Raw genomic sequence first — 20,013 nt, forward strand, 5'->3', positions numbered from 1 at the left:
GGGGGGGAAATCGTTCAGGCCACTTTCGGCTGCGTGCCGAAGTGGTTTGCAGCAGTCGGGGCCGCGGGGTCGAGCAGTTCACGCGCGGCGCTGCCGTAAAGCTGTTGAAGGAGCGCGGGTGTGAGCGCCGCGCTCGGGCCGTCGTAGACGACGCGGCCGTCGCGCAGCGCGATCGTGCGCGCACAGTACTGCATGGCGATATCGACCTGATGCAGCGACACGACCACGGTCAGCCGGTGATTGCGGTTCAGCATGGTCAACATGTCCATCACGCGGCGCGACGATTCGGGGTCCAGCGAGGCGATCGGTTCGTCGGCGAGAATGAGGCGCGCGTGCTGGACGAGCGCGCGCGCAAGCGCCGCGCGCTGCTGCTGGCCACCCGAGAGATTCGCGGCGCGTTCGTGCACCTTGTCGCCGATGCCCACTTCCGCGAGCGCCTGCCGCGAGCGTTCGCGTTCGCTTTGCGGAAAGCGCTTGAGCAGACGGCGCCACAGCGGCAGGCGCGCGAGCGCGCCGATCAGCACATTCGTCTCGACCGTGAGCCGGTGCACGAGATTGAACTGCTGGAACACGAAGCCGATGTCGCGACGGATGCTGCGCACCTCGCGCACGATACGGCCGTTCTGCTGAATGGGGCGGCCGAGAATTTCGATCTGCGAAGGTTGCGGGTCCGAAGCAGTGAAGCCCGCGATGTGACGTAGAAGCGTGGACTTGCCCGAGCCCGATGCACCGATCAGCGCAACCATCTCGCCGATACCGACGCGCAGGTTGATTTCGTCGAGTGCCTTGCGGCCGCTCGAAAAGGTCTTCGACAGGCGTTCGATGCGTATGGCGTCCATTTCAGTTCGCGACCGGAGTCAGGCGTAAGCCGTTGTGTCGGGGACATTCTAGAAAGTGAGTGTGACGGTTGAGTGAAGGCGTCGCGACGTCTAGACGACTATATGTTTTCGCGGTGTTTTCGAGGCGGCATGTGACAGCCGCGTGACGCCTCGAATGTGACACGCGCACGGCGGCGTGAAGGGGCTATATTGTGGTTTACAGATGTGCTGTCCCCTGTTTCATGGCCACGCGCGGCAGAGTCTTTTCATACAACTTTCGAACCGGCGCCGGAGGACTGCATCGATGTCACAAGCTCTGAGCTTCCTCCCCGACAGCTTTGCCGAATATGAGGATCTCAAGTCGATCCTCGATGACGGCAGCCGCTGGTTCCAGATCCGCAGCGAGGGTGAGGTGGAAGTGCGCGGCCGTATGTTCGACCTGTTCGTCGCGAGCATTGGATCGAACGATCCGTCCGCGCCTGCCATCGGCTTTTTCGGTGGCATTCACGGACTCGAGCGCATTGGCTCGCAACTCGTGCTGGATTACATGCGCGCGCTCGTGGACCGGCTCGCGTGGGACGAACTGCTCATGCGGCAGCTCGAATCGGTGCGGCTCGTGATGTTTCCTATCGTCAATCCCGGCGGCATGTGGCTCGCCACACGCGCGAACCCGAGCGGCGTCGATCTGATGCGCAACGCGCCGCAGGACGCCGACGGTCACGTCCCGTTTCTCGCAGGCGGTCAGCGTCTCGGCCGATGGCTCCCGTGGTATCGCGGGCATCGCGGCGAGCCGATGGAGATCGAGGCGGCGGCGCTACTGAGGATCGTCGAAGAGGAACTGACGCAGCGGCCGCTCAGTTTCGCGCTCGACTGCCACTCGGGCTACGGCTGGGGCGACAGCATCTGGTTTCCGTATGCGCGCACGCATCAGCTCATGCGTCATCTACCCGAAATGTACGTACTCAAGACGATGTTCGAGCACGCGCATCCGCATCACGGCTACACCTTCGAGCCACAGAGCCATCAATACCTGCTGCACGGCGATCTCTGGGACTTCGCCTACGATCGCGCACCTACGCAAAATGCGTTCTTGCCGCTCACGCTCGAACTGGGCTCGTGGCTCTGGATCAAGAAAAATCCGCGGCAGATTTTCTTGCGCCAGGGCATGTTCAATCCGTTGCTTCAGCATCGCACGGCGCGCGTGCTGCGGCGTCACACGAATCTGTTCGAGTTTCTCACGCGCGCCGCGTATTCCTCGTCGCATTGGCTGCCGCAAGGGCGGCCGCGGCAGCAGTTGCTGCACCGCGCGATCGAACATTGGTATCGCAAGTCCGACGTATGAGCACGTGGATTCTGCTGCGAGGCCTCACGCGGGAAACCCGGCACTGGGGACGGCTGCCGGTCCTGCTGCGCGAAGCGTCGCCTGCCGCGCGCGTGCTGATGCTCGACCTGCCGGGCAATGGAGCAAGCGCCGCGTTGAGCGCTCCGCTCTCGGTGGAAGACATGGTGACGTTCGTCAGGCGCGCTGCTTTGCAGCACGGTGCGCCGCCGCCGTATCGCGTCCTCGCCATGTCGCTTGGAGGGATGGTGGCGACGGCGTGGGCGCAGGCTCATCCAGGCGAGGTGGAGCAGCTCGTGTTGATCAATACCAGCATGCGCCCCTTCAATCACGCGTGGGAGCGGCTGCGTCCGCAACGATGGCTCGAACTCATTCGGCTTGCCATGTGCTGGCGCGACGCGCGTGCCGCGGAGACGGTGATTCACCGCATCACCTGCAACCGCCGCGACGCGTTCGATGCCGACCTCGCGGAATGGGTTGCGATTCGCGAAAACGCGCCGGTCAGCCGAGGGAATGCGGTCCGCCAACTCATCGCGGCGGCGCGATTTCGAGCTTTGTCGAGCCCGCCTGCCTGCCCGGTGTTGTTGCTGTCTTCGCAGCAGGACCGGCTCGTGAACGCGGCATGCTCGGCGAGCCTTGCCACCGCATGGCGCGCACGCCATGCTCAGCAAGCCTCGGCGGGGCACGATCTGCCGCATGACGATCCTGACTGGATCTGCGCCATGGTCGCGAGCTGGCAGGCTGAACTGGCGGCGGATCCGGTGCGCAGCGCATGAGTTCCGATATTTCGGATTATATGATTAATCCGGATAATGGTTATTAAACGTTGAGGGTGATTATATTTGCAATTATTGTGTGTCGGCGTACGTAGCTCCCTGGTGCCCGCTGTGACGTTTGTGTTAAATTTAATCGTAAGAAAATGTGTTGGGTTTGATGTTTATTTACGTGCGCTGCCGGTTAAAATAAAGGGACGACGCAGGACGGGTGAGGTCGTAAAAGATACGTTTTTGGATAACTCGTGTTTTTGGCTGGGAGGTCCTGTTTATAAGGCTGTTCAGCCGCTTTCCCCGATGCACCAAGGGCGTGCAGATGAATATATACATTAATGATATTAAACCTTGATGTAATTACTGATGTGGATCATGTAAAAAGAGAAACGTTTTTTGGTTGGTGATTTTAACGTCATATGAAAAATATAATTAATTGAATTTAAAGGGTTTTCCTGATTCATGTCGCGTGCCTGTGCGCGCGGTCCTGATTTGCATGTTTCACTTCTGAAACATAAACGGCAGTCGAAGTCCCAGGTAGCCCCGGCGACCCGTGGCGAACATCGTTTTTCCCCGTAAATTCAATCACTTAAATGCATGGCATCGCCTATGCGTGGAGTCGCCCGGATTGGCGCAGTCCGGCCAAGCCGCCCCCTTCATCAATAGGAGGATCCCATGCGAATGACAATACTGGCGACCGCTGCTGCCCTGGCCCTGGGTTTCAGCGGATACGCGATGGCAAATCCATGCAGTGGCAGCAGCGATTCATGCACTCAGGACGCGGTTGGTGGCTCGAACACGCTGACAAGCGAGGCATCTGCGACCCAGTCGGCGGGCACCGGTAGTAACGCCAATGAAGTTGCGGGTAACGTCTGGCAAGACAGCGGCAACAGCACCAAGGTTGTGGCGCTAAGCCGGCTCGATGGCACCGTCTCCAACGTCGGCGTTTCGGGCATCGGCAATTACGCTTCCAACTCCGGTAGCGTGGCTGGCGGTCGTGGCGGCCGTGGCGGTACGGGCTTTGGCGGCATTGGCTTAGGTGGTAACGGCGGTAAGGGCGGCGCAGGCGGTTCCGGTGGTTCAGGCGGCAGCGCGTCGATTGGCAACGCTTCGGCTGGCGACGCGACGATCGGCGATGCTACGGCCGGCGACGGCAACGCTGGCAATGGCGGCAAAGGCGGTTCCGCGCACGCAGGCGGCACGCAGGGCGGCAGTGGTACCGGTGGTGGCGGGTCTGCCGCAGGCGGTAGCGCAGCGCTGGGCGGCCTTGCTGCAGGCGCTGGCGGGACCAACGGCGGTGCCGGCGGCAGCGGTGGTTCTGGCGGAAGCGGCGGAGCCGGCGGCAACGCGAGTGGCGGCACGGTAGCAACGGTCACGTCGAGTGGTGGTGGCGCGGGCGCTGCAGGCGGAGCTGGCGCTGGCGGTGGCGGTACGGGCGGTGCTGGAAGCGGCACGGGCGGCGCGGCGACTACTGGCGCGGCTACCGGTACCGGCGGTGCAGGTACGGGTACCGGAGGCAATGGTGCCGCGGCGACGTCTACGGCTGGTGTCGGCGGAGCCGGCGGCACGGGTACGGGCGGAAGCGCAACCAACGGTTCAGCGACTACCACGGCCTCGAACGGCGCGGCAACGGCAGGCGGCGGTGCTGGCGGTGCAGGTGGTGGTGCTGGCGGCATGGGTGGCACGGGCACGGGTGGCGTGGGCAATGGCGCAGCGGGCGGAGCAGGTGGAGCAGGCGGTACCGTCACAGTCGATGCCGGCACGTTCAACATGTCCAACACCATGACGGGCGCTGCGCAATCGGCAGCGGGCATCGTGGTGATGAGCCAGAACAGCGGCGCAGCTTCGCTCGTGCAACAGGCTGTTACGGTGCAGGCGAATCTGACTGTTGGCCACTAGCCATCGGGAGGCTCTTATGCAACGAACTCTGATGGCGGCAGCTGCAGCGCTGGCATTAGGCTTCAGCAGCTATGCAATGGCCAACCCGTGCAGCGGTAACAAGGACTCCTGCGATCAGACCGCGGTGGGCGGTTCCAATGCCGCGACGGTCTCTGCGTCCGCGAACCAGACGAGCACGACGTCAGGCAGCAATGCCAACGAAGTGGCCAGCGGTGCAAGTGTCACTCAGGACTCCTTTAACAGCAGTACGGCAGTAGCTGCGAGCAAGCTGAACGGCACGGTCAGCTACCTCGGTGTCACGCACATTGGCAACGTTGCCTCCAACACAGGCAGCGTCGCTGGTGGTAACGGCGGCTCAGGTGGCACGGGCTTCGGTGGCATCGGTATCGGCGGCAAAGGCGGCAAACCTGGCAGTAGTGGCAGCGGTGGCGACGGCGGTACGGCCACGGTTGGCAATGCCACTGCCGGCGATGCCTCGGTCGGCAACGCCACGGCTGGTAACGGCAATGGTGGCGCCGGCGCTGCTGGCGGTTCCGCGTCTGCAGGCGGTACGCAGGGCGGAAGCGGTCACGGCACGGGCGGTGGCGCGCTTGCTCTCAGCGGGGCTGCGGGTGGTCTCGCGGTCGGCCTCGGCGGTAGCAACAAAGGTGGTGGCGGAAACGGCGGAAGCGGCGGGAGTGGCGGTGACGGTGGTGTAGCGACCGTTACCGGCACCGGCCCCGGCGTTGCCACGGTCTCGACGTCGCCAGGCGGCAATGGTGGTACTGGTTCAGCGGGCGGCACGGGTGCTGGGACGGCAGGCGCCGCCACAGCCACGGGCGGCACGGCGACGACCGGCACAACCACGGCCACTGGTGGGGCGGGCAGCGGCACCGGCGGTAATGGCGGTACGGCATCCGCCACTGCTGGCAACGGTGGTGCAGGCGGTATGGGCACCGGCGCTAGCGGTAGCAATGGTTCAGTGTCGACGAGTGCGAGCAACGGCAATGCAACCGGAGGGGGAGGTGGAGCCGGTGCAGCAGGCGTTGCAGGTGCGACGGGTGGCGCCGGCGACGGCGGCACGGGCTCGGGCGGAGCAGGTGGTGCGGGTGGAGCAGGCGGCAACGCGACGGTCAACGCGGGTACGTTCGATATGAGCAACACGATGACGGCAGCAGCACAGTCGGCAGCGGGCATTTCGATCATGACCCAGAACAGCGCAGCTGCAGCACTCACGCAACAGACGGTCACCGTTCAGGCCAACCTGACCGTGGGCCACTGAGCCGTTTTTGTCGTGCATGAATGCCGGGGGATCCTCCGCGGGGCGTGCGCCAGTGCGCCCCGCGGCTATCACACCGAGGTCCAGCGGATAGTTCGTTTCATCGATTCGCTTTTGCCCGACCGAGGTCCCGAACACGCCGTTTTTGCGCCCATCCAGGAACGCGGCGCACATAGGCAAAGGAGACGCCCATGCAAGCGCGAAGGAGCATTTCGCTGCTGTTAGCATCAACCGTGACGGCACTGCTCGGTGTGAGCGCTTATGCGGACGACGATCCGCAGACGAGCACCGCGCAAACCGTTGCAACGGATACCGGGGCGACATCCGCGGCGCCAGATTCCGCGGTCACGCCCAAGGTGCCCGATACGCAAGCCGGAGTGACGACGCCCGATAGCGACGCGGCGACGCCCGCAAGCGGTACGAGCGGCACAAGCGGCACGACGGCCGCAGCCCCGCCGGTGAACGACGTTTTTGGTGTGGCGATGACGTCCGATCAGCTCGACCAGCAGCGCGGCGGCGATGCTTTGGTCGGTCAGAATTTCTTGACGGGTGACGTTGCGAATAACGTTGCATCGCGAGTCCAGACGGGTTCCAACACGATTACCGACGGCTCGTTCTCGGGTGCCAGCGGACTGCCAACCGTGATCCAGAATACCGGCGCGAATGTGCTGATCCAGAACGCGACGGTGCTCAACGTGCACTTCGGGAACTGAGGTCATGAAGTCCGTCGCTGTCATCGTTGCGCTGGCGGGCGGCCTCGCCGCGTCGGCGGCGCTGGCCGATCCCATCGATGTCACCGATCCGTCCGGCGGGTATTACGCGTTGCACGTGACGAGTCTGAAAGAAGCCCGGTTCAAGCGGACCATCAGACAGCAATTCGACTTCAGTTGCGGCTCGGCCGCGGTGGCGACGCTGCTGACTTATCAGTACGACTATCCAGTCTCCGAGCAGAAGGCCTTCGTCGACATGTTCCAGAATGGGGATCAGGCGAAGATCCGTCGCGAAGGCTTTTCCCTCCTTGATATACGCAACTTTCTCGCGTCGCTCGGTTTTCAGGCCGATGGCTACGAGGTGCCGCTCGAAAAACTCGAGCAGACCCATACTCCCGCGATCGTCCTGATCGTCGAGCATGGCTATCACCACTTCGTGGTCATCAGGGGCTTGCGCAATGGGCGCGTGCTGATCGGCGATCCGGCGACGGGGACACGGGCCATGTCGCGGGAGAGTTTCGAGGAGAAGTGGCAGGACCGTGTGGTGTTCGTCATTCACAACAAGCCTCAATTGGCCAGATTCAACGATGAGCGTGACTGGCATATCGCGCCGGACGCGCCGCTTTACACCGGCATTTCGCGCAGCGGCCTGTTTAGTGTCGTGGTGCCGAAGCTCGGTCCAGGTGAATTCTGAGGACGATGATGAAACCTCAACCTTTAAAGCTCGCTGGCATGGTTGTCCTGGTGTTCGGCGGGGTAACGTCAGTCGGTGTGGGCGCGATCGAGCAGGACACGCCCACCGTAACCGTGGGAATCGTGATGACGCCCGACGATGCGCTCGCCACGCCGGCTCCGATGTCCGCGGATTCCGCGATTGATGGCGTGCCGCTAAAGGACGCCGCATCGCACGACGACGATGTCGTTGCCGCCGAGCCGCAACCGGAGCCGCAACCGCAACCGGAGCACACCGCCGATCCGCTCAGCGCAATTGCGCCTCTCGATCTTGATGCTGTACCCGTCACTGAGCCCGTGTTGTCCGCGGCCCCGATTGCCATGCCTCCGCGAATCGAGGACGCAACGGTCGCCGCACCGGACACGGATGCTGCCAACGGCGATCCCAACTGGCCGCCTCCCGGAACCATTGCCTTGACGTCCGAACGACTGGACACCATGCGCGGCGGCTTCGACCTGCCGACAGGGTTGAAGGTGTCGTTCGGCATCCAGCAGGTAGCGTTCGTCAACGGCAACATGGTGACGTCAACCAACTTCAACATTCCCGATATCAGCGCAATGACGGCGCAGCAGGCGCAGGCCCTGGCATCGGCGAATACGAGCGGCCTCGTGCAGGTCGGGCATGGCAACACGGTGCAGCCTGGCGCGTTGCCAGGGCTGACTGGCGGCGTGATCCAGAACACGCTCAGCAACCAGCAGATCCAGGCGCTGACGACGATCAACACTACGGTCAACTCGCTGGGCGCGTTCAAGACGTTCAATGTCGGCTCGACGATCAACAGCGCGTTGATCAATGCAGTGCGCCCCCGTTAGTGCTCGGGGGCGTACTGCAGTATTGAGGTTCGCTGGTGGAGGCGGGGCGCTTGCTGCCGTTTCAGAGTGACATCGGTATACGCAGCGTCAGCGTCACATCGGGTGTATCGCGCGTGAGGCCTGCGCCGATGGAAAAGTTGAGCGTCGTCGTGGGCGACAGCCGGTACGAATAGCCGATCAACAGCGTTCCAAGTACCACGCGCACCGATCCGGGCACGGTCTGGCCGTTCTGCGAGGTCGGCAATATGATGCTCTGGTCGTAGCCGATACTGACCGAAGCCTTCTCGTTCAGCGCGAGGCCCATGCCGATATTGAAGCCCCAGATGTCGCCAGGTTGAACGTTGCCGAGGAACTGGGTGGCGCCGTTTCTCAGCGTCAGGGTTTCATCCTTGCCGAAGCTGTGCAGATAGCTGAAGTTGCCGAAGAACACGACCGGGTCGGTCGGGAAGAGCCAGGTCAGGCCCGGCTGGATAGCCCAGAACCCCGAACCGGTCGGTTGCTGCAATGGCAGGCCGGTGCCGGTCGTGTTCGAAATACAGGTTGTCGTGCAGTCGGTGACGACGTCGAACGGGCTCTTGCCCGTGTCAGTCTTCAAGCGCAGCCAGCCCACGTAGTAGAACTTGTCCGGGCCGCCCTGATTGAACTGGTAGCGCATCGTCATTTCCACGTCGCCGATGCCATTGCCGTTGCTGCTGATCACGCTGTTGGCCGCTGCGCCCGTGAAGATCTGGCGCCCGACCGTATCGTTGGTCTGATAGACATACGGCACGCGCACTTCAAACTCCATCCGGTTCGTGATCCCGTAGCGCATTGCGACGCCACCCGTCAGCGTGGTGGTCTTGACCTCGCTCACGTTGATGAGGCCGATCAGCAGCGCCGGGATGATCGTGTATCCGACCAGTGAAAGCTGGTTCTCCGACGAATACGCGAACTCGAAGTATGGTTCGATTACAAACGTGTGCCTTGGCGTCAGCACGCCTGGCTGATCGAAGATCGGTGCGACCGCGGGAGGCCGGGTGTCGACAACGGGCGCCTGGCCCACCGGTGCATTCTGGCCGGAGCCAGCTTGCCCGCTTTGCACCGGCGCAGATGTGACGCCGCCTGACGAAGTGCCTTGCACCGGCACGGTTTGACCGGGTGTAGCGGCCTGTGCATTCGTCGTCTGCGGATTGGTGGTCTGCGGGTTGGTGGTATCGCTGGGTGCCGTGGACTGCGCGCTGGTGGCCTGGTCGGTCGTCGCGCCTTGGGTGCTTGGCGTTGCGCCGCTCGTCGCCGCTGCGCCTATGGGGAGGCCATTGGCATCGGTTCCGCCCGTGCCGCGTTGTTGCTCGAGCTTGCCGGTATCGAGTGCACGGCTCAGTCGTGCGAAATTCGCCTCCTCTTCGGCGAGCTTGTGCTTGAGCGCTTCGAGTTCCTTGACGCGAACGTTGAGTTCCTGACGCAAGGTGGTGATATTGTCCTGGGCCGACTGGTCTTCCAGCGACTGTGCCTGGCCCGTTACGCTAAACAGCGCGAGCGTTGCATACGTTATCGCTCGCATCCGACGAAATGGCATGCGCTTCACGGAGTCTCTCCATGATTAGGCCTGCTGGTTTTCCCCCGAAGAGGTACTACGGCAACAAGCCAACGCGCTCGGCGGTGTTCGATCGCCGGACTCCGGCGCTCACCTCCTGTCGCCATGAATACGTGGGACGGATGGTGGATTCGTCGAAGCACGCGCAGGCATTGGCGAGACGATGTATCTGCGAAACCAGACAGTTCAATGTTTCGAACCGCAGTGTTGCGCGAATTCGTTTTTGTTGAGTACGCCCGCTTCTAATCCGCTTTTTGCGGTACACGTAGCAGGTTACTCGATAAGAGTAGCGCACGTACTTTTGCAAGCCAATAAGGTGAAGCCCGGCTTATGATCGTTACATAACAGAAGCGCCTGTTTTCCAGAACGTTTTCATGCATTCATCACCACGTCACGATACGTTTCGCATCGCGCGTCTTCTCATTGACATGTTGATCGAGGTTGTCCATCAGGTTCTGTGCAAACGCACTGCACTGTGGCCAATTCCGCAGATGAAGACGCGCTTCCTGAGCAACGCGTAGCACGGGTGCTGAAGCGGTCGTGAGGATGGAACGGCGGCGCGACAGCCGCGCACATGCAGGGACCGCCGGGAATGGCCATAATAGCGGTTACGCAATTTTGTCACTCACTATCATGACCGATCCAGTCGTTGCTCCGTCCGCCGCTGTGCGCCTCACCAGTCTTTCGCATGGTGGCGGCTGCGGCTGCAAGATCGCGCCGGGCGTGCTTTCCGCGTTGCTCGCGCGCAGCACGCCGCTCACGGCTGCCTTTCCCAATCTGCTGGTCGGCACCGAAACCGCCGACGACGCTGCCGTCTACAAGCTCAACGACGAGCAGGCGATCGTCGCGACCACCGACTTCTTCATGCCGATAGTCGACGATCCGTACGACTTCGGCCGCATCGCCGCCACGAACGCGCTTTCGGACGTCTACGCGATGGGCGGCAAGCCGATTCTCGCGCTCGCGCTCGTCGGCATGCCGATCAACGTGCTGCCGCACGACGTGATTGCCGCGGTGCTGCGCGGCGGCGAGGATGTCTGTGCGGCGGCGGGCATTCCGGTCGCGGGCGGCCATTCGATCGACTCGGTCGAGCCGATCTACGGCCTCGCGGCGATCGGTGTCGTGCATCCGGATCGCGTGAAGCGAAATGCGTCGGCGCGTGCGGGCGATGTCCTCGTGCTGGGCAAGCCGCTCGGCGTGGGCGTGCTCTCGGCAGCGCTCAAGAAGGACCGGCTGGACGCAGCCGGTTATCGCGCGATGGTGGACGCCGCCACGCGGCTCAACACGCCGGGCGCGAAGCTCGCCGAACTCGATGGCGTTCACGCGATGACCGACGTGACCGGTTTCGGGTTGCTCGGCCACACGCTCGAGATTGCGCGCGGCGCGAACCTGACCGCGCGCGTGCGCTACGGCGACCTGCCGTTCTTGCCGGGCGTCGAGGCGTTTGTCGCGGACGGCGTCTTCACGGGCGCGTCAGGCCGCAACTGGGCCTCGTATGGCGAAAGCGTGACGCTTGGCGCCGCGCTGCCGTCCGTCGCGCAGGCGCTGCTGACCGACCCGCAAACCTCGGGCGGCTTGCTGATCGCCTGCTCGCGCGATAGCGTCGACGAAGTGCTCGCGATCATGCATGCGGACGGCTTTGCCGATGCCCGCATCATCGGTGAACTCGACGCGGGCCCGGCGCGCGTCGAAGTCGTATGAGCGGGGAGTCACCGAAAGCCATTTTCTACGCACTCGCGGCGAATCTGGGTATCGCGGCGTGCAAGTACGTAGCGGCCGCGTTTACCGGTTCCGGCTCGATGTACGCTGAGGCGATTCACTCTACCGCCGATTGCGGCAATCAACTGCTCCTGCTGTTCGGACTGCGCCAGTCGCGCAAGGCGCCAACGCCCGTGCATCCGATGGGGTCGGGTCGCGCGATCAACTACTACTCGCTGGTTGTCGCACTGCTGCTGTTCTTCGTGGGCGGCGCGTTCTCGGTGTACGAGGGCGTTCAGCGGTTGTTCGCGCGCGAGCCACTGCAGCATGTCTACATCGCGCTCGCGGTGCTCGGCATTTCGGTGGTGCTGGAGGCGCTCTCGCTGAGAGGTGCGCTGCGCGAGATTCGTGCGCGCGAACCCAATAAGTCACTGTGGCGCTGGTTTCGCGAGACGCGCGAATCCGATCTGCTGGTCGTGGCCGGTGAGGACATCGCCGCGCTCGCGGGTCTTGCCATCGCCTTCGTGGCCGTGTTGCTCACGCTTATTACCGGCAATCCGGTGTGGGACGCGTGGGGTTCGATTGGCGTGGGTGCGCTGCTGATGTTCATCGCCGCGCTGATTGCGCGCGAAGTGAAGTCGATGATCGTCGGAGAATCGGCGAGTCCGGAAATGCGTCGCGACATTGAAGCCTTTCTGCGAGCGCGTAGCGAAATTCGCAGCATCATCAATCTCATCACGCTTCAATGGGGCAAGGAGATCGTCGTCGCCGTGCAGGCCGAGATGATCGACTACGCCGAAAGCCGCGCGATGGTCGAGGCAATCAACGTGATCGAAGCGGACCTGCAGGCGAAGTTTCCTCAGGTACGCTGGGTGTTCTTCGAACCCGATTTCGCGGTCCGGTGACGGCGGCGTTACACGTGTGATGCACGACCTCGGCTCGGTATTCGGCTCCCCGAGTAGTGCTTCACGCCCGGCAATTAAAAACTTGCCGGGCGTATTCCTGCTTCTTGCGCTCAGTGCCGGAATGGCGTCCACACGGGCGTAGTCGTGTCCCAGTGGTCGAGTTCGGACGGTTGAACCGGTTTCATGGTGATCCCTCCTTCAATTCGAAATCCTGAATAAACGTCGATGCGTTGCCTTATTGGCCCGCGCGTGCGAGACGCGTGGCGTTGTCCCGGCCTTCTTCGACTGCGATGCGTTCGGCTTGCGTGCGGCCGATCAGGCTTTGATCCGGATAGCTCGTCTTGTTGAGCGAAGGCAGCGTGCCGTCGCGATACGCCTCGACGATTTCGGCCTTCACTTCAGCGCGGTTTTTTTGTGCGCCGCTATCAGCTCGCTGCGGTTGCGGACCATAGGTCCCGGACAGTCCGATCCCGCCTGCGAACGCGGCGGGACTGGCGATGAGTGCGGCGATAAATGCGGTGGCGAGAGTGCGTTTCATGATCTGCTCCTTAAATCGAAACGCCGCGCTGCGATCGGAATACGAAAGCGGTTTGGCGACAGGAGCAAATGTAGTTGTGCGATTGCCGCGGATAAACATCCCGGAAACGAAATGAATTGTCCAAATCGCGGAACAATGCTGGAACGATTGTCGCGCGCGATGGCGTGACGAGGCGAGGCGCTGGCGCTCTTCGCGAGCGCCAGCGTGTCAGAATCCCGCGGTGCGCAAGACGCGCTTGCCGCGCTTATCGCACGGTTACGCGACCCACTCCGAAACGACTGGCGTTTCGAGGGCCGGTCCCGATTCGCGCTCTTCGAGCGTGCGCAACGAGCAGGCTTTGTCGAGCGAGGCGCGCCCGCTCAAAAGTGGGCAGCGGTCGAACACTTCGGCGATCCAGTCGACGAACACGCGTACTTTCGGCGACAGATGCCGGCTGTGCGGATAGACGGCTGAGATCGGCATTGGCAGCGGCTTGAAGTCGGGCAGCACCTCGACGAGTTCGCCCGACTTCAGATGAGGCAGCACCTGGTAACGCGCGGGCTGGATCAGTCCGAAACCTTCGACGCCACAGGTGACATAGGCATCGGCGTCGTTCACCGAGACGAGGCTCTTTAGCTTGACTTCCACTTCCTTGCCGTCGACGAGGAACGCCCAGTCGATCACGCGGCCCGTGCGGCTCGAGAAATAATTCACCGCGCGATGGCCTTCGAGATCCTCGAGCGATTGCGGCGTGCCGTGCCGTGCCAGATAGTCCGGCGACGCGCATGAAACGCCTTCGAAAATGCCGATTCGGCGTGCCACGAGCGACGAATCCTGCAGCGCGCCCACGCGCACCACGCAATCGACACCTTCCTGCACCAGATCGACCGGCCGGTCGGTAAGTCCAAGTTGCAGATCGATATCCGGATAACGCGTGTGGAATTCGCACAGAGACGGAATCACGATCAGCCGGCCGATCGAACCTGGCATATCGATGCGCAGCTTGCCGTGCGGCTTGCGGTTGCGGTCCTGGAACGTCTGCTCGGTTTCATCGACGTCCGCGAGAATCCGCACGCAGCGCTCGTAATACGCGGCGCCGTCCGGCGTGAGCGCGAGGCGCCGCGTCGTGCGATGCATGAGACGCACGCCGAGAAAGGCTTCGAGATTCTGGATGATCGTCGTGACCGAGGCACGCGGCATGTCGAGCGTTTCGGCTGCGCGAGTAAAGCTGTTCGTATCGACGACGCGGGTGAACACCTGCATGGCCTGAAGGCGGTCCATTACCACTCTCCAAAAGAGTTCGGCCACACCGCGCGGCACGCAAAGAGGTGCGCCGCGCGAAAAAAACGAACCACATTGTTCAGGTGCGCCGAATTGTGTTGCCCGATTATAGGCATTTATTCGGAGGTCTGCCGAACGCACAATTCGCTCATTCAAACTTACCCTGGCGCATTGCGCCGGTTCGACATGGAAGCATTCAAGCCTTCGGGTTCGCGGGATGTGGCCGACGATGCGGCTCAAAATGCCGATGCGCCGACCGGCAGCATGGGTTCAGGTGTCGCGGCGGGCGATCTGCTCACGACTGACGTCATGATCGAGGGCTTTGCGCAGCAGATTGCCTTGCGCCTCTATCGACCCGCCGGTGCGAGCGGGTTGCCGATTCTGCTTTATTTTCACGGCGGCGGTTTTGTGCGCGGCACGCTCGACGACGCCGACGTTGCGGCACGCAATCTCTCAACGCGACTGCCTGCACTCGTCGTTTCAGTGGGCTATTCGCTCGCGCCGAAGTATCCGTTTCCGGCAGCGCCCGAAGACGCGTATCGCGCAGCGCTGTGGAGCATGACACTGGGCCGCGCATTTGGCGGCGACGCAAAACGCGTGGTCGCAGCGGGTCATGACGCCGGTGGCCAGATCGCCAACGTGCTCGCGTTCATCGGACGCGATCGCGGTGACGTGCGGCTCGTGGCGCAGGCGCTTTTCGCGCCGATGCTCGATCCGAGTCTCACGCGACTTGGCGACGAGCGCCGCCTCGGCTCGGACATCACAGCGGGCGAATGCGCCGCGTGCTATCGCGCCTATCTGCCCGATGCGGCCCAGCGCGTGCATCCGTACGCGGCGCCGCTCGAATCGATGCGGCTTGCCGGACTGCCGCCGACGCTGATCGTCACCGCGCAGAACGACGTCCTGCATATCGAAGCCGAGAAGTACGCAAGCCGTCTGATCGACGCTGGCGTGCGCACCCAGGTGGTGCGCTATCCGCGGATTTCGCACGCGCAGATCGCGAACTATGAGGCCGCGCTCAGCGAAGCGGTGCGCTTCTTCAAAGGCTGTTTCGAGGCTGGTGCATAACGATAACGAACATTGCTCACTTCTCCTGGAGCCCGACATGTCACTCAAATCGAAATCTCGTACGCGCATCGCGCTGGCGGCGCTAGCCGTCGTCGCGGTCGCGGGGTTCGGCACACTCGTCGCAATGCGGCTCGACGGGCATCCGGCTGTCGCGGCCGAAGCGCCGCCCGCGCCCGAAGTGGACGCGGCGGCCGTGGTCCTGCGCACCATCACCGACTGGCAGAGTTACTCGGGCCGTCTGGCTGCCGTCGAGAAAGTCGATATTCGCCCGCAGGTGTCGGGCACGATCGTTTCCGTGAATTTCCGTGACGGCGCGCTCGTGAAAAAGGGCGATACGCTCTTCGTGATCGATCCGCGTCCGTACCAGGCCGCCGTCGATCAGGCGGCCGCGCAGCTTGCCGCTGCCACGGCGCGCACGGGCTACGCGCAGAGCGACTGGGAGCGCGCGCAGCGGCTCATCGGCGATAACGCGATCGCGAAGCGCGACTACGACGAGAAGCAGAACAGCGCCCGCGAAGCGAGTGCGAACCTGAAGGCCGCGCAGGCAGCGCTCGAAGCCGCGCAGATCAATCTCGGCTACACGCGCATCGTCGCGCCGGTGGCAGGCCGCGTGTCGCGCGCGGAGATTACCGTGGGCAACGTGGTGTCGGCGGGCGCGAGCGCGGCGCCGCTCACCACGCTGGTTTCGGTCTCGCCGATCTACGCCGAGTTCGACGCCGACGAGCAGACCTATCTCGACTACATCAGCCGCATGAAGGAAGGCTCGAAGGTGCCGGTGGAACTGGGGCTCGCGAACGAATCGGGCTACTCGCGCAAGGGAACGATCGAATCGGTGGACAACCGGCTCGACACGACGTCGGGCACGATCCGGGTTCGCGCGCGCTTCGACAACGACGATGGCGCGCTCGTGCCAGGCCTTTACGCGCGCATCAAGGTGAGTGGTAGCACCCCGCATCCGGCGCTCCTCGTCAACGACACTGCGATCGGTACTGACCAGGACAAGAAGTTCGTCTACGTGCTCGACAAGGACAATCACGTCGCGTACCGCCCTGTGCAGATCGGCTCGCAGCAGGGCAACCTGCGCGTGATCGTGGGTGGTCTGCAGCCGGGTGAGCGCGTCGTGGTCAACGGCACGCAGCGCGTGCGGCCGGGCGCAGCCGTGCGCGTGCACATGGTACCGATGAACGGCGACCCGAACGGCGACGCGAACTCATCGCTAGCAAAGAGCCACGATGCCGACACGCTTGCCGATGCGCCGCAGGGCAGTTCTTCCGCGAAACCCGCGCAGCCGGCGGCCGTTGCCAGACAGGCGCACTCCGGCGCGAAGAACAACAAGACTTCCTGACGCAGGACGCGCGGCGCAGGGCACGACAAATTAGCGTCAAAGAGACAATTAGACAGTTAGCTGGTTAGTGATACTAAGCGTCTACTTAACGAGCAACCCATGAACATATCGAAATTCTTTATCGACCGGCCAATCTTCGCGGGCGTGCTATCCGTGGTCATTCTGCTGGCCGGGGTGATCGCGCTGTTCCAGTTGCCGATCTCCGAATACCCCGAGGTCGTACCCCCTTCGGTGGTTGTCCATGCGCAGTATCCTGGTGCCAATCCGAAGGTGATCGCCGAAACGGTGGCGGCGCCGCTGGAAGAGGAGATAAACGGCGTCGAAAATATGCTGTACATGCAGTCGCAGGCGAACAGCGACGGCAATCTCACGCTCACGGTTACGTTCCGTCTGGGCACCGACCCCGACAAGGCGACGCAGCTCGTACAGAACCGGGTGAACCAGGCGCTGCCGCGTTTGCCGGAAGACGTGCAGCGTCTGGGCATCACGACGATCAAAAGCTCGCCGACGCTCACGATGGTCGTCCACCTGATCTCGCCGAACAATCAGTACGACATGACGTACTTGCGCAACTACGCGCTGCTCAACGTGAAGGATCGGCTGGCCCGCATCCAGGGCGTGGGCGAAGTGCAGTTGTGGGGCGCGGGCGACTACGCCATGCGCATCTGGCTCGATCCGCAGAAGATCGCACAGCGCAATCTCACGGCGAACGATGTGGTCAATGCAATTCGCGAGCAGAACGTGCAGGTCGCCGCGGGCGTGATCGGCGCATCGCCGAGCGTGCCAGGCACGCCGATCCAGCTCAACGTGAACGCACGCGGCCGTCTCACGACCGAAAGCGAATTCGGCAACATCATCGTCAAAACGAATCCGGACGGTGGCGTGACGTATCTGCGCGATATCGCGCGCATCGAACTCGCCGCGTCCGAGTACGGGCTGCGCTCGCTGCTCGATAACAAGCCCGCCGTGGCGCTCGCGATCAATCAGGCGCCGGGGGCTAACTCGCTTGCGATCTCCGATCAGGTGCGCGCCGCGATGAAGGAGCTCAAGCAGGACTTCCCCGCTGGCGTGGACTATCGCATCGTCTATGACCCGACGCAGTTCGTGCGCGCGAGCATCGAGGCGGTCGTGCATACGCTGCTCGAAGCGATCGCGCTCGTCGTGCTGGTGGTGATCGTGTTCCTGCAGACGTGGCGAGCGTCCATCATTCCTTTGATCGCGGTGCCTGTGTCGATCGTCGGGACGTTCTCGCTGTTGCTGGCGTTCGGCTTCTCGATCAATGCGTTGTCACTGTTCGGCATGGTGCTGGCCATCGGGATTGTGGTGGACGATGCGATCGTCGTCGTGGAGAACGTCGAGCGCAACATTGCGAGCGGACTCTCTTCGCGCGACGCGACCTACAAGGCCATGCAGGAAGTGAGCGGACCGATCATCGCCATTGCGCTTACGCTCGTGGCCGTGTTCGTGCCGCTCGCGTTCATGAGCGGTCTCACGGGCCAGTTCTACAAGCAGTTCGCGATGACAATCGCGATCTCGACCGTGATCTCGGCGTTCAACTCGCTGACGCTTTCGCCCGCACTTTCCGCGCTGCTGCTGCGCGGTCACGGCGAGAAGGAGGACTGGCTCACGCGCTTGATGAATCGCGTGCTGGGCGGTTTCTTCCGTGGCTTCAACAAGGTGTTTCATAGCGGGTCGGAGGCGTACGGACGCGGCGTGCATGGCGTGTTGCGCCACAAAGGCGCGATGCTGATGGTCTATGTCGTGCTGGTCGGCGCGACGGCGATGATGGCGCATATCGTGCCGGGCGGTTTCGTTCCGGCACAGGACAAGGAGTATCTGATCGCGTTTGCGCAATTGCCGAACGGCGCTTCGCTCGACCGGACCGAAAACGTGATCCGTGACATGGGTGCGATTGCACTGAAGCAGCCGGGCGTGGAAAGCGCGGTTTCGTTCCCGGGCCTTTCCGTCAACGGCTTCACGAATAGCTCGAGCGCGGGCATCGTGTTCGTGACGCTCAAGCCGTTCAAGGAGCGCGGTGGCAAGGCGCTTTCGGCTGGGGCGATTGCGGGTGCGCTGAACCAGCAGTATGCGCAGATCAAGGACTCGTTCATCGCCGTCTTTCCGCCGCCACCGGTGCTTGGCCTCGGCACGCTCGGCGGCTTCAAGATGCAGCTGGAGGACCATGGGGCGGTGGGCTACGAGGCGCTCAATCGCGCAACGGAAGACTTCATCAAGCGTGCGGCGGCGACGCCCGAACTCGGCCCGACGTTTTCGAGCTATCAGATCAACGTGCCGCAACTGAACGTCGATCTGGACCGCACGAAGGCGAAACAGTTGGGCGTGCCCGTGACGGACGTGTTCGACACGATGCAGATCTACCTCGGCTCGCTCTACGTGAACGACTTCAATCGCTTCGGTCGCGTGTATCAGGTCCGCGTGCAAGCGGATGCGCCGTTCCGCCAGAAGGCGGACGACATACTGCAATTGAAGACGCGCAACGCCGCTGGTGACATGGTGCCGCTCTCATCGCTCGTGACGGTGACACCCACGTATGGCCCCGAGATGGTGGTGCGATACAACGGCTTCACCGCTGCCGATATCAACGGCGGTCCGGCGCCCGGGTATTCGTCGGGCCAGGCGCAGGACGCGGCGGAACGCATCGCCGCGGAAGTCTTGCCGCACGGCGTGAAGTTCGAATGGACCGACCTTACGTACCAGCAGATCCTCGCCGGCAATTCGGGCATCTGGGTGTTCCCGATCAGCGTGCTGCTCGTGTTCCTCGTGCTGGCCGCGCTCTATGAGAGTCTGACGCTGCCGCTCGCGGTGATCCTCATCGTGCCGATGAGCGTGCTGTGCGCGCTAACCGGCGTATGGCTCACGCGGGGCGACAACAACATCTTCACGCAGATCGGTCTCATGGTGCTCGTGGGGCTAGCGTCGAAGAACGCGATCCTGATCGTCGAATTCGCGCGCGAACTCGAACACGACGGCCACACACCGCTCTCGGCCGCAATCGAAGCGAGCCGGTTGCGTCTGCGGCCGATCCTGATGACGTCGATCGCGTTCATCATGGGCGTCGTGCCGCTCGTGCTTTCTACGGGTGCCGGTTCGGAGATGCGTCACGCGATGGGGATCGCGGTGTTCTTCGGAATGCTCGGCGTGACGGCGTTCGGTCTGATGCTGACACCTGTGTTCTATGTGGTGCTTCGGACGATGGCGGGCGGCAAGATTCACGTCGCGCAGAAGGATCGCGCGCACACGACGTTGCCTGCAGTCGATGCCTGAGGGGG

Annotated in this window: 16 protein-coding genes; 12 read left to right on the top strand and 4 right to left on the bottom strand. The window is 62.9% G+C overall.

Annotated features, from left to right (window positions below; genetic code table 11):
• Nucleotides 1-14 precede the first annotated feature (14 nt).
• Nucleotides 15-839 carry a phosphonate ABC transporter ATP-binding protein gene (phnC, locus tag D1Y85_RS15150; protein WP_124151884.1) on the bottom strand — a complete coding sequence of 275 codons (825 nt, stop codon included), beginning with the start codon at nt 837-839 and terminating at the stop codon, nt 15-17.
• Between the two features lie 283 nt (nt 840-1,122).
• Between phnC and D1Y85_RS15155 the strand changes: the two genes are divergently transcribed.
• The 7 genes from D1Y85_RS15155 to D1Y85_RS15185 all read left to right on the top strand — a co-directional run bounded on the left by D1Y85_RS15155 (nt 1,123) and on the right by D1Y85_RS15185 (nt 8,336).
• Complete coding sequence (locus D1Y85_RS15155; protein ID WP_124151885.1) at nt 1,123-2,160, top strand: M14 family zinc carboxypeptidase; 1,038 nt, start codon at nt 1,123-1,125, stop codon at nt 2,158-2,160.
• Nucleotides 2,157-2,933: an alpha/beta fold hydrolase gene (locus D1Y85_RS15160; RefSeq protein WP_124151886.1), complete on the top strand. Its 777-nt coding sequence runs from the start codon at nt 2,157-2,159 to the stop codon at nt 2,931-2,933. The genes D1Y85_RS15155 and D1Y85_RS15160 overlap by 4 nt, the downstream gene beginning before the upstream one ends.
• A gap of 666 nt (nt 2,934-3,599) precedes the next feature.
• Nucleotides 3,600-4,823, top strand: coding sequence for a hypothetical protein (locus D1Y85_RS15165; protein WP_124151887.1), 1,224 nt, complete (start codon nt 3,600-3,602; stop codon nt 4,821-4,823).
• A gap of 16 nt (nt 4,824-4,839) precedes the next feature.
• Nucleotides 4,840-6,084 carry a hypothetical protein gene (locus tag D1Y85_RS15170; protein ID WP_124151888.1) on the top strand — a complete coding sequence of 415 codons (1,245 nt, stop codon included), beginning with the start codon at nt 4,840-4,842 and terminating at the stop codon, nt 6,082-6,084.
• 188 nt (nt 6,085-6,272) lie between these two features.
• Nucleotides 6,273-6,794, top strand: a complete 522-nt coding sequence (locus D1Y85_RS27600; RefSeq protein ID WP_246024918.1) for a hypothetical protein — start codon at nt 6,273-6,275, stop codon at nt 6,792-6,794.
• 4 nt (nt 6,795-6,798) lie between these two features.
• On the top strand, nt 6,799-7,485 hold the full coding sequence (locus D1Y85_RS15180; RefSeq protein WP_124151889.1) for a C39 family peptidase: 687 nt from the start codon (nt 6,799-6,801) through the stop codon (nt 7,483-7,485).
• A gap of 8 nt (nt 7,486-7,493) precedes the next feature.
• Nucleotides 7,494-8,336: a hypothetical protein gene (locus D1Y85_RS15185; protein ID WP_221410294.1), complete on the top strand. Its 843-nt coding sequence runs from the start codon at nt 7,494-7,496 to the stop codon at nt 8,334-8,336.
• A gap of 61 nt (nt 8,337-8,397) precedes the next feature.
• On the opposite strand, the gene D1Y85_RS15190 is transcribed toward D1Y85_RS15185, so the two are convergent.
• Nucleotides 8,398-9,891 carry an acetate kinase gene (locus tag D1Y85_RS15190; RefSeq protein WP_246024933.1) on the bottom strand — a complete coding sequence of 498 codons (1,494 nt, stop codon included), beginning with the start codon at nt 9,889-9,891 and terminating at the stop codon, nt 8,398-8,400.
• 651 nt (nt 9,892-10,542) lie between these two features.
• Here D1Y85_RS15190 and selD point away from each other — a divergent pair.
• Both selD and D1Y85_RS15200 read left to right on the top strand, forming a co-directional pair.
• Nucleotides 10,543-11,610 carry a selenide, water dikinase SelD gene (gene selD, locus D1Y85_RS15195; RefSeq protein ID WP_124151892.1) on the top strand — a complete coding sequence of 356 codons (1,068 nt, stop codon included), beginning with the start codon at nt 10,543-10,545 and terminating at the stop codon, nt 11,608-11,610.
• On the top strand, nt 11,607-12,512 hold the full coding sequence (locus tag D1Y85_RS15200; protein ID WP_124151893.1) for a cation diffusion facilitator family transporter: 906 nt from the start codon (nt 11,607-11,609) through the stop codon (nt 12,510-12,512). Before selD ends, D1Y85_RS15200 begins: the two co-directional genes overlap by 4 nt.
• A gap of 235 nt (nt 12,513-12,747) precedes the next feature.
• Here the strand turns inward: D1Y85_RS15200 and D1Y85_RS15205 are convergent, their stop codons facing one another.
• Nucleotides 12,748-13,050: a DUF4148 domain-containing protein gene (locus D1Y85_RS15205; protein WP_124151894.1), complete on the bottom strand. Its 303-nt coding sequence runs from the start codon at nt 13,048-13,050 to the stop codon at nt 12,748-12,750.
• Nucleotides 13,051-13,305: 255 nt separating this feature from the next.
• Nucleotides 13,306-14,310 (bottom strand): LysR family transcriptional regulator, encoded by a 1,005-nt coding sequence (locus D1Y85_RS15210; protein WP_221410295.1) that lies wholly within the window; start codon nt 14,308-14,310, stop codon nt 13,306-13,308.
• Nucleotides 14,311-14,496: 186 nt separating this feature from the next.
• Here D1Y85_RS15210 and D1Y85_RS15215 point away from each other — a divergent pair, with 186 nt between their 5' ends.
• The 3 genes from D1Y85_RS15215 (at nt 14,497) to D1Y85_RS15225 (ending at nt 20,008) form a co-directional block, all read left to right on the top strand.
• Nucleotides 14,497-15,378, top strand: a complete 882-nt coding sequence (locus D1Y85_RS15215; RefSeq protein WP_425466935.1) for an alpha/beta hydrolase — start codon at nt 14,497-14,499, stop codon at nt 15,376-15,378.
• 37 nt (nt 15,379-15,415) lie between these two features.
• Nucleotides 15,416-16,723, top strand: coding sequence for an efflux RND transporter periplasmic adaptor subunit (locus D1Y85_RS15220; protein ID WP_124151897.1), 1,308 nt, complete (start codon nt 15,416-15,418; stop codon nt 16,721-16,723).
• 99 nt (nt 16,724-16,822) lie between these two features.
• Complete coding sequence (locus tag D1Y85_RS15225; protein ID WP_124151898.1) at nt 16,823-20,008, top strand: efflux RND transporter permease subunit; 3,186 nt, start codon at nt 16,823-16,825, stop codon at nt 20,006-20,008.
• The last annotated feature ends 5 nt before the right edge of the window (nt 20,009-20,013 follow it).

This window comes from Paraburkholderia dinghuensis, from assembly GCF_003837865.1.
GTDB classification, from domain to species: Bacteria; Pseudomonadota; Gammaproteobacteria; order Burkholderiales; family Burkholderiaceae; genus Paraburkholderia; species Paraburkholderia dinghuensis.

What these genes read in the sequence shown, in the direction of transcription:
- D1Y85_RS15210 (WP_221410295.1), bottom strand. Translation starts at nt 14,310, where the DNA reads ATGGACCGCCTTCAGGCCATGCAGGTGTTCACCCGCGTCGTCGATACG.
- phnC (WP_124151884.1), bottom strand. Translation starts at nt 839, where the DNA reads ATGGACGCCATACGCATCGAACGCCTGTCGAAGACCTTTTCGAGCGGC.
- D1Y85_RS15190 (WP_246024933.1), bottom strand. Translation starts at nt 9,891, where the DNA reads ATGCCATTTCGTCGGATGCGAGCGATAACGTATGCAACGCTCGCGCTG.
- selD (WP_124151892.1), top strand. Translation starts at nt 10,543, where the DNA reads ATGACCGATCCAGTCGTTGCTCCGTCCGCCGCTGTGCGCCTCACCAGT.
- D1Y85_RS15165 (WP_124151887.1), top strand. Translation starts at nt 3,600, where the DNA reads ATGCGAATGACAATACTGGCGACCGCTGCTGCCCTGGCCCTGGGTTTC.
- D1Y85_RS15155 (WP_124151885.1), top strand. Translation starts at nt 1,123, where the DNA reads ATGTCACAAGCTCTGAGCTTCCTCCCCGACAGCTTTGCCGAATATGAG.
- D1Y85_RS15225 (WP_124151898.1), top strand. Translation starts at nt 16,823, where the DNA reads ATGAACATATCGAAATTCTTTATCGACCGGCCAATCTTCGCGGGCGTG.
- D1Y85_RS27600 (WP_246024918.1), top strand. Translation starts at nt 6,273, where the DNA reads ATGCAAGCGCGAAGGAGCATTTCGCTGCTGTTAGCATCAACCGTGACG.
- D1Y85_RS15170 (WP_124151888.1), top strand. Translation starts at nt 4,840, where the DNA reads ATGCAACGAACTCTGATGGCGGCAGCTGCAGCGCTGGCATTAGGCTTC.
- D1Y85_RS15160 (WP_124151886.1), top strand. Translation starts at nt 2,157, where the DNA reads ATGAGCACGTGGATTCTGCTGCGAGGCCTCACGCGGGAAACCCGGCAC.
- D1Y85_RS15205 (WP_124151894.1), bottom strand. Translation starts at nt 13,050, where the DNA reads ATGAAACGCACTCTCGCCACCGCATTTATCGCCGCACTCATCGCCAGT.
- D1Y85_RS15215 (WP_425466935.1), top strand. Translation starts at nt 14,497, where the DNA reads ATGGAAGCATTCAAGCCTTCGGGTTCGCGGGATGTGGCCGACGATGCG.
- D1Y85_RS15220 (WP_124151897.1), top strand. Translation starts at nt 15,416, where the DNA reads ATGTCACTCAAATCGAAATCTCGTACGCGCATCGCGCTGGCGGCGCTA.
- D1Y85_RS15200 (WP_124151893.1), top strand. Translation starts at nt 11,607, where the DNA reads ATGAGCGGGGAGTCACCGAAAGCCATTTTCTACGCACTCGCGGCGAAT.
- D1Y85_RS15180 (WP_124151889.1), top strand. Translation starts at nt 6,799, where the DNA reads ATGAAGTCCGTCGCTGTCATCGTTGCGCTGGCGGGCGGCCTCGCCGCG.
- D1Y85_RS15185 (WP_221410294.1), top strand. Translation starts at nt 7,494, where the DNA reads ATGAAACCTCAACCTTTAAAGCTCGCTGGCATGGTTGTCCTGGTGTTC.